Here is a 13,173-nt window from a genome sequence, read left to right on the forward strand (position 1 = left end):
TAGCTGGCTTTTTTCATAAGCCGTAGTAGTAAGTAGCTTCATTTTTATGTAAAAACTGATACAATAAATAGAAGATTAATAGTTTATAGAAGGTGAACATATTATGAGACAAGTCCATTGTCAGAACTGTGATCAATTAATTGAATCGAAGAAAGATTTGTTTACAACACAGATTTTCTTTATGGTCCAAGCTTATTGTAAGAAGTGTTACTTTGATAAAATTAAAAAAGTATCCTCTTTAGCTGTTAGTAATACACCGCTTAATGGTCGTTATTCTAACTTTCTAGCCGGGCTTACTTTAGTTGGATTAATATTAGTCTACTTTGCTGAAATTCAATACATCAAATATCCATTAATTTTAGTTTTAGCTTTAGTGTTATTCATGCGTGTTTATTCATTTGTAAGGTTTGAGCGTCATTTGCCATTTTAAAAGGTGTGTTTTGTTATGAGAAGTAGTGTATGGCTTGTTTTGATCGGAGCTATTTTATGGGGGACGACAGGAACTGCACAAGCATTAGCACCTGAAGAGTCAACGCCATTAGTCGTAGGTGCATTACGGTTACTAATTGGTGGTGGCTCTTTATTTTTATTGGTCTATTTTCAAAAGCGGTTATCGATCAAAGGGATCCCAAAAAAGCCTTTGCTCGTTAGTGCGATTGCGATGGCGTTGTATCAACCATTCTTCTTCTCAGGAGTTGATTTAACAGGAGTAGCGATCGGTACTGTCATTGCCATATGTAGTGCGCCCATTTTTGCAGGTTTAATGGAAGGTGTTATACATAAAAGGTTACCTGATCTCGTTTGGGCTATTTCGACAGTTCTAGCAGTGGTCGGTTGTTTATTGCTGTTTCAGTCAGGAGAGAGCGTGACTTTTAATTTTCTAGGAATGGTCTTTGCATTAATGGCAGGGTTAGCCTTTGCGATATACACGTTTGTTAGTAAAGATCTTGTGACTAATTACCCTTCTGATGTTGTAGTTGCCGTCGTCTTTAGTACAGCGGCCATTTTCTTACTACCGATTCTTTTTGTCTATGATACGAGCTGGTTGGTTCAAAGTAGTGGCGCAATCAGCATGTTGCACTTAGGGTTAATTGCAACAGCATTGGCTTATTTGTTGTTCGCTAGAGGGTTAAAAGGAATTCCTGCATCTATGGCTGTTACGTTAGCTTTGGCTGAACCAGTGACAGCTGCTCTCCTTGGGATTCTTTTAATCGGCGAACCGTTAACGATTGTTTCTGGACTTGGGTTACTATTATTAATCGTCGGTCTAGTATTACTTGCTAATAAGCCTAAGGTTTTAAATTTTATAACTGCTCATAAAAAAAGCTAAGCTCTGTCGCTTAGCTTTATTCTTTATTCCAACGACGGTCGAAACCTGTTACTAAACTCGTTAAGAAGTATCCAATCAGTGTATATATTAAGAACGCAAAAATCGCAGAAAACTCAACAACAAATGTCCCATCTAATACTGTTGTTGGAAAAATCCCTTCAAAAGGATGTAAGAGAGGTTCACTCGTGTTGTACACCCACTCTACAAAAGGTGCTGTTTCTGAAGCGCCGAACAATTTTAAAATAATGCGAAAACCTAAAATCAATTGAACAATACCAATTACAATATTAATTAAATGATTAATAAAGCCAATTCCTTTCATTTCAAAAACCTCCTTTATATTTTATGTTCCTCAACACATTTGTTTTTAAACTATTATTTACTAAATCAAAATTAAAAAAATGTGCTTATATTATATGCTAAACCCCAATTGATGCATAAAATAACTTATACTTAGAGATTGGTTTGTTATAAGAAAGGAGTTCTTGTCGTGGGATTAAATGATGATGTTTTTCTAAAAAATGAACGACAAGTTGAATTATATAAACGTGCGTCTAAAATAAGTGAACAAGTTAGTGAGAATGCCAAAGTAGCTGATCATGAAGCTCGTTTTTTAGATCAAACTTTAAAAGTGTTGAAACGGTATAATTATTTATCCATCGTCTTACCTGAAGCATATGGTGGGGAAGATTTGAACTTATATGAATGGTTGCTCATGCAAGAAAAAGTAGCAGAAGGTGATGGAGCCACTGCTCTTTCGGTCGGTTGGCATCTAGGGCTATTAATGGAAATTAAAGCAGAAGGAATTTGGACTAATGCTGTTTATGAGTTCATCGCAACAGAAGCAGCTAAACAGAAACTCTTTAACCGTGCTTCAACAGAACGAAACACAGGGAGTCCAACACGTGGGGGCAGACCCGAAACGATTGCAGTATTAGAACAAGATCAGTATGTCATTAATGGTCGTAAAACGTTTACGACTATGGCTGAGAAGTTGGATTTTGCCTTAGTTTCTGCTTATATGCCCGATGAAGAGAAGGTCAGTTGGTTTTTAATTGATATGTTAAAAGAAGGTGTATCTATTGACCGAACATGGGATACGTTAGGTATGAGAGGGACTGGTAGTGATGATCTTGTATTAAAAGATGTTTCGATTGATTTAGAATTTCATCTTGAACAAAACAACAAGCAATCATTACCTAAAGCATGGCTGTTACATATACCAGCGTGTTATTTAGGGATTGCACAAGCAGCTTTTAAAGAAGCTATTGTATTTGCTAAAAGTTTTCAGCCAAACAGTTTAGATCATCCAATAGCGAAAACACACCAAGTAAGACAAAAGTTAGGTGAGATGAGTTTATTGCTTATGCGTTCACGCCACCTTTTATTTGATTTAGCTAGAAGATGGGATGAAGAAGAACAAAGAGATCTTCTAGCAAATGAAATTGCAATGGTTAAAGTAAATGTGACAAACGATGCTCAGCGTGTTGTTGATCTGGCGATGCGAATTGCAGGAGGAAGAGGGCTTTCAAAATTTTTTAACTTTGAACGGTATTATCGTGATGTTCGTGCAGGACTTCATAACCCTCCATTAGACGACGTTGTTTATGAACAATTGGCGGCATTAGCTTTAGATGAATAGTTAGCGCCCTTGCGAGGAAAAATAAACAAAATTATAATGAAAGTAATGATGGACGTAAGGAGAAGCGGGATATGACAACAGTATTAATTATATCAATTGCTATTGTAATTATTGTGACCATCTTAACGATTGTTGCAATTTCGAAAGGTTATGCTTATAACCATCAAGTTGACTCTTTGCCGGGAAGTGAAGATGAAGAGGGTCAAGAGACAGAAAAAAGCGAGGACAAATAAATGTCCTCGCTTTTGTATTAATCTAAAGCATAATGGTTTAAAAAGGCTTCAAATTCTTCTTCAGGAGCGGCCCCAACGATACGATTAACTTCTTCACCGTTTTCGTAATGAACAACAGTAGGAGTACTCTCGATTCCGTAGTTGTGCCAACCTTGTTCATATTCGAGTAAGTTGTAAAGAATTAAATCAACATCCATGTCCTCTGCAAGTGGTACTAATACAGGTGTCGTTTCTAAACAGTATTGGCATTCAGGACTGTGGAAATACACTGTCACCTGTTCTTCCTCTTCTAATTCCGATTCTAACTCACTAGGTGTGAATTCGTTATCATAAAGTGGATCATCTGTAACGTCTTCAGAAGAAGCATCCACTAATAAAATTAATGCGATAAATAATACAACGATGACACCACCGAATATTAATAATTTCTTCATATTAGTCCTCCTTTGAATATTTATAACCCATCACGCTTATAATGAGAATTAACGTAAAGGCTGTCCCTGCAAGGAAAGGGATTGTAATAAACCCTCCCCAATTAATGTATTGAGCAAGACAAGATACTTGTCCACATGAGGGCGATGAGTCTTGTAGCAACGTCACTTTTTGAATTGCATAATGATACCAAGCCGTTAAGAAGCCGATTATTGAAAAGACAACGCCATATATGAACACTTTACGGTCTTTAATAATAATCCCAATTAAATAGATTAATACAAGTGGGTACATGATGATTCGTTGGTACCAACACAACAAACACGGTTCAAAGTTCTTGATCTCTGAAAAGTATAATGAACCTAGTGTGGCCACTAAAGCAATAACCCAACTAATAACCGCTAAATTTTCTGCTTTTTTATTCATTATACGAATCTCCTATCACTTTAACATTGAGACTATATAAGAATTATATTATGAATGCTTGAATTAAGTAAGTAATTTGTTTGAACATTTTCTAACTAAATAAAATAGTGTATGATAATAAAAGATTGGAGGCACATGAATGGGCAAATTTCATAATTTTAGTAGTCGAATTGGTACAGCGTTTGTAACGCTATTAATGGCATATGTTGTGTATTTATTATATTCTGGTTTTCATTTAGCAGAAGCTTATGATTTGTTGTCAAACCCGTTGATTTGGGCTGTTTTCATTTTATATTTAATGATTAGCTCCTATGTTAATGAATGGTTAGCTAAAAAGTTAGAAGATGATTCGAGGAGAATGTACGTATCACTTTATATGGTTTCAGGTATGTTTATTTGGTTTCTAGCATATTCGCCGTTTATTTTTTCGTCATTCTTAATGTACATATATTTAGTTTTGTATAGTAGTATATTTACGGTTGTGGCGTTTATTTTATTTTACTTCATAGAAAGATATACGAGACTATCGAGAAAACGACCATTTATCGTTGGGTTTCCGGCAATCGTTGTGTTATTGGTTATATTAATAGCTAATCCGTCGATTACTGAAGGATTAACCATTGAACAAAGTGATGGTGAGTATTACGCTTCATTTGATCGGATTAATGGAGAAGAAGTCGTGGAAATTCCAGTAGAAGAAGGCCATCATTATCAGTTTCAAGTTGAATGGGACTTAGAAGATGACACACTTCCACATGGTTTAAAAATTCATCCTTCCGCAAGTGATTTAGGTTCGATTGAGTATATAGGTGATGGTGAAGAGTGGCTTTATGAATTGGAAGTTGCTCGAGATGGCGAACTGCCAATCATCTTTCACGGAAAGAACATAGAAGGGTCGATCTCCTTTACTTGGGAAGAACTGAACTAAATAAAGATGAGCTGCTGGTATTTAATCAGCAGCTTTTTTTGTTAAGAGTTTGTAAAAGAGGTTGAAAAGAGTAGGTTAAAGATTATATTATAATATAAGCATTTACTTATATAGAGGTGATCGAACGTGACAATTCAAATGAAGGTAACGACTGACGAGCTTTCCAATGTATTAAAATTACTCGGTGAAAAGACGCGGTTGACCATTATGCAGTCTGTATATGTACGAGAACTTTGCGTTTGTGAATTAGTTGAGTTGCTTGATATGTCACAACCAGCGATCAGTCAGCATTTAAGAAAGTTAAGAGATGCGAAGTTAGTTCAAGAAAAGCGAAAAGGAAATTGGATCTATTATAAGGTGAATCACGATCACCTTAGTTACCATGTTGTAGAGATGATTATTAATGAACTACCTAGCATGGAAAATAAACTAAAAGAATTAGAGAAACAAAACTTATTATGTGAGTAGTGAGAGGGGAGTACATCATGGATATAACAATTGCTGTCATAATATTTTTAGCAACATTAACGTTAGTTATATGGCAGCCGAAAGGATTAGGCATAGGTTGGTCAGCCTGTGCAGGTGCTTTAGTTGCTTTGATTGTTGGCGTTGTGACGCTACAAGATGTAGTTGATGTAACTGAACTTGTATGGAACGCGACATTTGCCTTTGTAGCCATTATTATTATTTCTCTTATTTTAGATGAAATTGGTTTCTTTGAATGGTCAGCCTTGCATATGGCACGACTAGCTGGTGGTAGTGGTGTGAAAATGTTCGTGTTAGTTACAGTTTTAGGAGCTGCTGTAGCGGCTCTATTCGCTAACGATGGAGCAGCACTTATTTTAACGCCGATCGTTTTATCAATGGTTAGAGCACTTAATTTCAAAGAAGCGATGATTTTGCCTTTTATAATGGCGAGTGGTTTTATAGCGGATACGACATCTTTACCGCTAGTCATTAGTAACTTAGTCAATATCGTTTCTGCTGACTTTTTCGAAATAGGGTTCATTGAGTATATGTTACGAATGATGATTCCAAACTTATTTTCGATGGTAGCGAGTATTATTGTTTTATATCTTTTCTTTAGAAAATCAATACCTAAAGACTATGATTTGAATAATTTGAAAGAACCTAAAGAAGCGATTACAGATCATAAGCTATTTCGCATCTCTTGGGTTATGTTAGGTGTCTTATTAATTGGGTACTTTATGACAGAAGGTTTAGAGACAGTTCCTGTTTCATTTGTAGCAGGTTTCATTGCTGTTATCTTTTTAATCTTAGCTAAAAGAAGCCCAGCGGTTCCAACAATGGAAGTCGTTAAAGGGGCTCCATGGGCGATCGTCTTTTTCTCAATTGGTATGTATGTTGTCGTTTATGGATTACGTAATGTCGGTTTAACTGATGTGTTAGCACAATTAATTGAAACCTCAGCTGAACAAGGTGTATTAGCTGCAACTATGTCGATGGGCTTTATTGCAGCGATTCTATCGTCAGTTATGAATAATATGCCGACTGTTATGATCAATGCTTTAGCGATTGATGCAACTAATACAACAGGTGTAGTCAAAGAAGCTTTAATTTACGCGAATATCATTGGAAGTGACTTAGGTCCAAAGATTACACCAATCGGTTCATTAGCAACCCTACTATGGCTACATGTGTTATACAAGAAAGGTATTCATATTTCGTGGGGTTATTACTTTAAAGTAGGGCTAATCCTTACAGTACCAGTGCTTGTCATTACGTTGTTAGGCTTATATATTTCATTAATCTTGATTAGTTTATAGGAGTGATTTTAAATGGGTAAACCAATTATTTATTTCTTATGTACAGGAAACTCATGTCGTAGTCAAATGGCTGAAGGGTTAGGTAAAGAGATTTTAGGTGATGAATGGGATGTTTACAGTGCAGGTATTGAAGCACATGGTGTTAATCCTAAAGCCGTTGAAATGATGGATGAAATCGGAATTGATATTCGTAATCAAAAGTCGTCGGTGATCGATTCAAATATTTTAAATCAATCCAGCTTAGTTATTACGTTATGTGGTGATGCAAAAGAGAATTGTCCTGTGGTTCCTAAAGGTGTCGAAACTGCTCATTGGGGGTTAGTTGATCCAGCTAAAGCAGAAGGAACAGAGGAAGAAGTGAACAAAGTGTTCCGTGAAGTTCGTGATGAGATTAAACGTCGTATTGAAAATGTTAATTAATTAAAAGCTTCGCCGAAATAACATTCGGCGGAGCTTTTTTGGTTTTATGCGTAAGTAGGGGCATTAAGAGGTTCTTTCGGTCCGAAGAATTCATAGTGAACTTGATCACTTGTTACACCAAGTTCAGTTAAAGATTGAATTAAACTTTCCATAAATGGCGTTGGTCCACAGAAGTAAAACTCACTATTAAAGTTACGAATGTTTAGTTCTAACCATTCCTTTGTAATGTAACCTTGTTCGTGATGCTTCAATTGTTGGTCATTAATCGGGTTTGAGTAGACCGTTAATGGATTGATATGGTGATGGTTTGTCATTAGGTTTTCGACTTCAGTTTTGAATGCTTGGACTTGTTCATCTCTTACTGCATGAATGAATGTGACAGGACGGTTTGGTTGTTCCTTTACAACAGTGTGAATCATGCTCATCATTGGCGTCACACCAACACCAGCTCCAATTAATACTAAAGGTTTAGCATTAGTTACGTCTAATGTGAAATCCCCTGCAGGTGCACTGATCGGTATGGTGTCACCTTCATTTACTTGTTCGTGCATGAAGTTTGAAACGATTCCGTTAGGGTCATAGTCTGCTTCACGTTTAATACTAATTCGATAACACTCTTCATTAGGTTTGTTTGAAAGACTATATTGTCTCACATGCGTGTAAGTTTCACCAGGTATAGTAACTTTTAGACTGATATACTGGCCAGGATTAAAAGTTGGAAGTGGCATTTGATCAACAGGTCTTAAATAAAATGATGTAATGACATCACTTTCTTTTACTTTTTGAGCGACGTAAAAGTCTTTATAACCTTCCCAACCACCTTCTTGTAGTTCTGCTTGTTCATACATATTGGCTTCTACTTCTATAAAGATATTAGCAATGACTTCGTAAGCATCTTTCCAAGCATTTAAAATATCATCAGTCGCATTCTCGCCTAACACATCGGCAATGGCTTGTAATAAATTCTCACCAACAATCGGGTATTGATCTGCCGTGACGCCGATACTGCGGTGCTTATGTGCAATTTGTTCGACAACAGGCATAATTTCTTCAAGTTGTTCAATGTGTTCAGCTGCTGCAATGATTGAGTTTGCTAATGCTTGCTGTTGCTTACCTTGCTTTTGGTTTGCTTGATTGAATATGTTGAGAAGTTCTGGGTGATTTTCGAAAAGTAAATTGTAAAATCGAGACGTAATTTTTGTACCGTGTTCACGTAATACAGGAGCAGTAGACTTAATAATTTCTTTTTGTTGTTCAGTTAACATATATATAACCTCCCGTGTTTTATTCAATTTCTATTATGAAGCACAATTATCCCTGACTTTGTGATTTATGTCACAAAGTCAGGGTGAAAATATGAACATTTTATAAATGGAAAATTAGCTGTAAAATTTAGTTAGAAATTAATTTTTTGCGTGTAAGGTATTTACAGTAAAAACGTCTAATAATTAAAGAGGCAGAAAGAGAGGGGAAGACATGGATGAAGATTTAATTGCGAGATGGTTCGACTTATATGCTGATGATGTGTATCGGTTTTTAGCCTTCAGATTAGGCAGTCCAGATGTTGAAGACTTAGTTCAAGATGTGTTTATTAAAGCAATTGACCATAGTGACTCCTTTAAAGGTGATTCCAGTCCAAAAACATGGCTGTTGAGTATTGCTAGAAACTTAGCTATAGATCATACGCGGAAAAATAGAGTGCGGGATTGGCGTCGCTTATTACAGTATGAAGAGTACAAAAACCCTAAATTGGATGCATCACCAGAAGAGATTTATGAACAAAAAGAAGCAAAATCGTTATTAAATAAATTTATTTCTGAATTGAAACCGAATTATCAAGAAGTGCTCCTATTACGAGGGATTGAAGAAATGTCAATTCGGGAAGTAGCTGACGTTTTAGGTTGGTCGGAAAGTAAGGTTAGTGTCACATACCATAGAGCTTTAAAAGCACTTCAACGTAAAGGAGGTATTGAAGATGGATCGGTTTAATGAGGAAAAAGAGGTTGAGTCGTTACGACAACAGGCCCATAACCTAAAGATGGATCAACAAAAGAAAGCTGAAATGCGTTCAAATCTAATTAAACATGTTCAAAAGAAAAAAGGCCGGAACAAGAGGCAGAAGTGGATTGTATTAGGTGGAACAATGGCAGCTGCTGCGCTGTTTTCAGTCATTAGCTTTACGATGTTTGTAGATGATGAACAAGTTGAGCAAGCAACAAACATAGAAGAAGATACAGCAGTTACTGCTTCTGAAATAGTTGAAACCATTGAAGTTGAGGGTGAAAATGGTGATTACCGGGTGCGAGGAGTACCACCAGAAGGGGTTGAAAGCTTCAAATATGCTGTAATGGTTGACGGAGAAAAGATTGCTAATGCAGGAGATGAAGTTTACAATATAACTCATGAAATGGAGGGTAGCTATTCTTTTACTCTTAATTTATCTGTTGAAGAAAGCTTACTCCCAAAAGAAGGAGAGTTATTGTTTTCAGTTAAGAAAGGTGATACTGAAGCCTCGGTTGTGTTAGAAGAGTTTGAGCAATTAGAAGAGATTGAAGAGTCGTTGTCGGTTACGGAATTAACAGTCGACCCAATTACAATTTTGATAGAAGGTATGGAAGAACAATCTGAAGCAACAACTTATGAACTTGAACCTTATGGGATTACGTATCAAATGGATCAGTTTTTAACTCATGTTGAAGTGGGTAATAATGCTGTCACACATCATAATAATAATGACGAAGTATTGGTGGAGGTTGAATTAAGTGTAATTGAAGACCAAACCTTAGATGAAACCCAACAAATAATGGTAGAGCAGCATAGCTTAGATGATTCCCAAATGGATCTGTCGCGGTTTGATACGACGTTAGAAGGATTCCAACAATCGGTGGATAGTGGAGAAGGTTATTTCCTTTTAGAACTTGACAGTCTGGTTTTAATGGTAGAGTACCGTTACCCAATGGAAGCTGGAGATGGCATATGGCCAAGGTTAGAATTGCTAATTAACTCCATTGATCAATAACGATATAGAATTCATAAAAGCTTATTGGTAAAATGTTACTAATAAGCTTTTGTTTTTAGGTGGTGGTCGAATGTTTTATCGAAAGAAAACGTATCAAGTGAAAAGTGACTTTGTAGTTGCTTTTAATAAGCATTTTAATGAAAACTTATTGCCAACACAACGTAAATATGGCTCACGTTTAGTTGGGCGATGGATGACAACTGAGCAAGATGGTTTAGTTGAAATTTTTGCGATTTGGGAATATGACAGTTATGAAGCTTATGTACAAATTGAAGAAAAAGTACGTGGTGACCAAGAGCATGTTAAACGCGTAATAGAGTGGTATAATAGGCATGGTGGTCGTGATCATGTCATTTCAGAACAATTAGTATCAGTTATTGATGAAGAAATATACTCTACAGTTGAGAGGTGATTTGATTTGTTTGCCCCATTAGTAGCAATGGAGTTCGGGAACAATCGGCAGCAAAAAGCTTTAACCGCTATAAATGAGTTGAATATTTTAAATGATCTTTCAAGATATGATCCAATCTTATGTGGTACAATCCCTTTACAAATTGACATAGAGGATTCTGATTTGGACATCATTTTTTATGTTACGAACTTTAGTGAATTTGAAGACAAGGTATTAAAGTTATATAGCCATTTGTCAGACTTTAAGTTAGAACGAAAACGGATTAGGGACGAAGATGTTGTGAAAGCGAACTTTAACTTTAAAGGTTTTGAGTTTGAAATGTTTGGTCAAAATCAACCAACACATAAACAACATGCTTATTTACATATGATTGTTCAGGCAGAGGTTTTAAAAAGAGATGAAAGCATGAAATGTAAAGTTATTGAGCTAAAAGAAAAAGGGTATAAGACAGAGCCTGCGTTTTGTGAAGTTTTAGGAATCGATGGTGATCCTTACATAGGATTGTTAGAATACGGAGAGAAAAAAGGCTTTATTAATTGAGGTGTATGTTGATGAGTGATGTGAATTGGCATGAACAAGCAAGAGAGATGTGGGATGAAAAGGCGTCGTTTTGGCATGCGAATAGTCGTGAAATGTGGGATAGCGGCAGTCGTAAAACGATTGTCCCCTTTTTTGAACAACATGTTCCTGAAGGGCGCTCGGTGTTAGATCTTGGGTGTGGTGATGGATATGGTTCATATAAACTTTGGCAAAAAGGTTTTGAAGTAACAGGCGTTGATCTATCACATGAAATGGTTTCTTTATGTCAAAGTAGGTTAACTGAAGGCATGGAGCGGTTGAATTTTCTTCAAGCAGACATGCTACATTTACCATTTGAAGACCAATCATTTGATACCTTGATGGCGATTAATTCATTAGAGTGGACAGAAGTACCAGCAGATGCGTTTAAAGAGGTTGCACGTGTTATTAAATCAGGTGGTTATATGTTATTCGGCATTTTAGGTCCAACAGCTGGACCGAGAAATCATAGCTATAGAAGGCTATATGGTGAAGAGGTAATATGTAATACAATGATGCCTTGGGAATTTGAGAAAATGGCTTTAGAGCAAGGATTTGAAGTTGTTGAATCAAAAGGTGTTTACAAACAAGGTGTTCATAACAGTCACCTAAATCAATTATCACATGAGTTAAAACAAAGCTTGTCGTTTATGTGGTTATTTATATTGAAGAAATAAAAAAAGGTTGAGCTGTTAGTGCTCAACCTTTTTAGTGTCATTTAGATTAAAATCTCGATATCGCTTTGGTCGCGAAGATTGTTAATCATTTCTTCCATTTTTTCAGATTCTTTTTGTTGCATAACTTGTTGTTCAAGTACTTCTCTCATTTCGTCAAGCTCGTCAACCTCTTGTTCCATTTCTTCAGCTTGTGCTGTATATTCTTCATAAGCTTCTTCAATTTCTTCTTCTGAAACAGATGGTTCTTCTAAGTTCGCTTCTAAGTAGTTATTAATTAGAAGCATAGTAGAGATTTCATCACGGACTTCTTCTTCAGTCATATCAATCTCTTCATATACATCTTCTTCAGATTCTAGACCTTGTTGTTCTTGGATACCAGAGATTTGGTTGTCAATTTCTTCATCTAGTTCATCTTCAGATGGTTCGAATCCTTCTTCAATTGCTGCTAATTCAACAACTTTTGAGTTGATTACTTGTTCAAGTGCTGCTTCACGGATCATTTCAGGGTTTTGTTGTGGATCCATGCCAAACTGTGCGTATTGTTGACCTACAGCTTGTTCACCTTGAAGTAGTTCGGCACCTGAGATTTCTTCTCCATCTACAGTTGCAACGACTTCATCTTCATCTACATCAGAAACTTCCATATCTTCTAAGTCTTCTTCATCAGTAGGTAATTCGTCTTCCATATCAGGTGTGTCACCCTCTTGTGCACCTTCTTCTTCGCCATTATCACCGCCACAAGCGACCATGACGATTGAGAATATAGCTAAAACTAATAGTAATAGCAGTTTCTTCATTAAGAACACATCCTTTGTTTTTGATAAAATGTTTCGAGTATGCATTGTAGCATAGTGGTTTTAGTAAGTACAAGAAAACGTGTGAAATGAAAAATAATTGTAATATTTATCTTATCCCTTGCATTTTACCCAGAAAGGTAGTAAAGTATTAATTGAACGAATGATTGATATCGATGATTACTGATTGGCCTCTCTTAGATGAAGTCTGAAGTAACAAGATTCAATTGTTTCAAAGATATTTTTAAGGAGGTCATTTCATATGACAGGTACAGTAAAATGGTTTAATTCAGAAAAAGGTTTCGGATTTATCGAGCGCCAAGACGGTGACGACGTATTCGTACACTTCTCAGCAATTCAAGCTGAAGGTTTCAAAACGCTAGAAGAAGGTCAAAGCGTTGAATTTGAAATCGTTGAAGGCGACCGTGGTCCACAAGCAGCTAACGTAGTTGCTCAGTAATTGACCTACAATATACAAAGTGTGTAGCGCTAAGCTACACACTTTTTTTATTTCA

General features: G+C 36.3%; 19 protein-coding genes. 14 read left to right on the top strand and 5 right to left on the bottom strand.

All coding sequences use genetic code 11. The features are described from left to right. Positions 1-103 precede the first annotated feature (103 nt). Positions 104-430, top strand: a complete 327-nt coding sequence (locus J2R98_RS09705; RefSeq protein WP_307068457.1) for a hypothetical protein — start codon at positions 104-106, stop codon at positions 428-430. 15 nt (positions 431-445) lie between these two features. Then, entirely contained in the window at positions 446-1,330 is an 885-nt protein-coding gene (locus tag J2R98_RS09710; protein ID WP_307068459.1) for a DMT family transporter, read from the top strand. 16 nt (positions 1,331-1,346) lie between these two features. On the opposite strand, the gene J2R98_RS09715 is transcribed toward J2R98_RS09710, so the two are convergent. Continuing rightward, positions 1,347-1,652, bottom strand: a complete 306-nt coding sequence (locus J2R98_RS09715; RefSeq protein ID WP_307068462.1) for a YggT family protein — start codon at positions 1,650-1,652, stop codon at positions 1,347-1,349. Between the two features lie 168 nt (positions 1,653-1,820). On the opposite strand from J2R98_RS09715, the gene J2R98_RS09720 reads away from it, so the two are divergent. Together J2R98_RS09720 and ytzI are read left to right on the top strand one after the other, a co-directional pair. After that, positions 1,821-2,972, top strand: a complete 1,152-nt coding sequence (locus J2R98_RS09720; protein ID WP_307068464.1) for an acyl-CoA dehydrogenase family protein — start codon at positions 1,821-1,823, stop codon at positions 2,970-2,972. A 71-nt stretch (positions 2,973-3,043) separates the two neighbouring features. Next, complete coding sequence (gene ytzI, locus J2R98_RS09725) at positions 3,044-3,205, top strand: YtzI protein (protein ID WP_307068466.1); 162 nt, start codon at positions 3,044-3,046, stop codon at positions 3,203-3,205. Between the two features lie 17 nt (positions 3,206-3,222). Here the strand turns inward: ytzI and J2R98_RS09730 are convergent, their stop codons facing one another. Then, a complete protein-coding gene (locus tag J2R98_RS09730) occupies positions 3,223-3,639 on the bottom strand; it encodes a thioredoxin family protein (RefSeq protein WP_307068468.1) in 417 nt (138 codons plus the stop codon). Between the two features lies 1 nt (position 3,640). Continuing rightward, positions 3,641-4,063 carry a disulfide oxidoreductase gene (locus tag J2R98_RS09735; protein ID WP_307068470.1) on the bottom strand — a complete coding sequence of 141 codons (423 nt, stop codon included), beginning with the start codon at positions 4,061-4,063 and terminating at the stop codon, positions 3,641-3,643. Positions 4,064-4,202: 139 nt separating this feature from the next. On the opposite strand from J2R98_RS09735, the gene J2R98_RS09740 reads away from it, so the two are divergent. The 4 genes from J2R98_RS09740 (at position 4,203) to arsC (ending at position 7,198) form a co-directional block, all read left to right on the top strand. Continuing rightward, the gene (locus J2R98_RS09740; protein ID WP_307068472.1) at positions 4,203-4,991 is read left to right on the top strand and encodes a hypothetical protein; all 789 of its coding nucleotides are present in this window, start codon (positions 4,203-4,205) and stop codon (positions 4,989-4,991) included. Between the two features lie 126 nt (positions 4,992-5,117). Continuing rightward, positions 5,118-5,459, top strand: a complete 342-nt coding sequence (locus J2R98_RS09745) for an ArsR/SmtB family transcription factor (protein WP_307068474.1) — start codon at positions 5,118-5,120, stop codon at positions 5,457-5,459. Between the two features lie 17 nt (positions 5,460-5,476). Then, the gene (locus tag J2R98_RS09750; RefSeq protein ID WP_307068476.1) at positions 5,477-6,778 is read left to right on the top strand and encodes an arsenic transporter; all 1,302 of its coding nucleotides are present in this window, start codon (positions 5,477-5,479) and stop codon (positions 6,776-6,778) included. Positions 6,779-6,790: 12 nt separating this feature from the next. After that, positions 6,791-7,198 carry an arsenate reductase (thioredoxin) gene (gene arsC / locus J2R98_RS09755; protein WP_307068478.1) on the top strand — a complete coding sequence of 136 codons (408 nt, stop codon included), beginning with the start codon at positions 6,791-6,793 and terminating at the stop codon, positions 7,196-7,198. 44 nt (positions 7,199-7,242) lie between these two features. Here the strand turns inward: arsC and hmpA are convergent, their stop codons facing one another. Beyond that, on the bottom strand, positions 7,243-8,463 hold the full coding sequence (hmpA, locus tag J2R98_RS09760; RefSeq protein ID WP_307068480.1) for an NO-inducible flavohemoprotein: 1,221 nt from the start codon (positions 8,461-8,463) through the stop codon (positions 7,243-7,245). A 211-nt stretch (positions 8,464-8,674) separates the two neighbouring features. Between hmpA and J2R98_RS09765 the strand changes: the two genes are divergently transcribed. From J2R98_RS09765 to J2R98_RS09785, 5 genes are all read left to right on the top strand, one after another. Continuing rightward, complete coding sequence (locus J2R98_RS09765; protein ID WP_307068482.1) at positions 8,675-9,187, top strand: RNA polymerase sigma factor; 513 nt, start codon at positions 8,675-8,677, stop codon at positions 9,185-9,187. Next, the gene (locus J2R98_RS09770; RefSeq protein ID WP_307068484.1) at positions 9,174-10,217 is read left to right on the top strand and encodes a hypothetical protein; all 1,044 of its coding nucleotides are present in this window, start codon (positions 9,174-9,176) and stop codon (positions 10,215-10,217) included. The genes J2R98_RS09765 and J2R98_RS09770 overlap by 14 nt, the downstream gene beginning before the upstream one ends. A gap of 70 nt (positions 10,218-10,287) precedes the next feature. Beyond that, on the top strand, positions 10,288-10,629 hold the full coding sequence (locus J2R98_RS09775) for an NIPSNAP family protein (RefSeq protein WP_307068486.1): 342 nt from the start codon (positions 10,288-10,290) through the stop codon (positions 10,627-10,629). A 6-nt stretch (positions 10,630-10,635) separates the two neighbouring features. Continuing rightward, positions 10,636-11,169, top strand: a complete 534-nt coding sequence (locus tag J2R98_RS09780) for a DUF4269 domain-containing protein (protein ID WP_307068488.1) — start codon at positions 10,636-10,638, stop codon at positions 11,167-11,169. Between the two features lie 11 nt (positions 11,170-11,180). Continuing rightward, entirely contained in the window at positions 11,181-11,864 is a 684-nt protein-coding gene (locus J2R98_RS09785; RefSeq protein ID WP_307068490.1) for a class I SAM-dependent methyltransferase, read from the top strand. Positions 11,865-11,905: 41 nt separating this feature from the next. Here J2R98_RS09785 and J2R98_RS09790 read toward each other — a convergent pair whose 3' ends face one another. Further along, positions 11,906-12,661: a SurA N-terminal domain-containing protein gene (locus tag J2R98_RS09790; protein WP_307068492.1), complete on the bottom strand. Its 756-nt coding sequence runs from the start codon at positions 12,659-12,661 to the stop codon at positions 11,906-11,908. Between the two features lie 259 nt (positions 12,662-12,920). Here J2R98_RS09790 and J2R98_RS09795 point away from each other — a divergent pair, with 259 nt between their 5' ends. Further along, positions 12,921-13,118: a cold shock domain-containing protein gene (locus J2R98_RS09795; protein WP_017185847.1), complete on the top strand. Its 198-nt coding sequence runs from the start codon at positions 12,921-12,923 to the stop codon at positions 13,116-13,118. Positions 13,119-13,173 lie beyond the last annotated feature (55 nt).

This window comes from Alkalibacillus filiformis, from assembly GCF_030814115.1.
Lineage (GTDB): Bacteria > Bacillota > Bacilli > Bacillales > Alkalibacillaceae > Alkalibacillus > Alkalibacillus filiformis.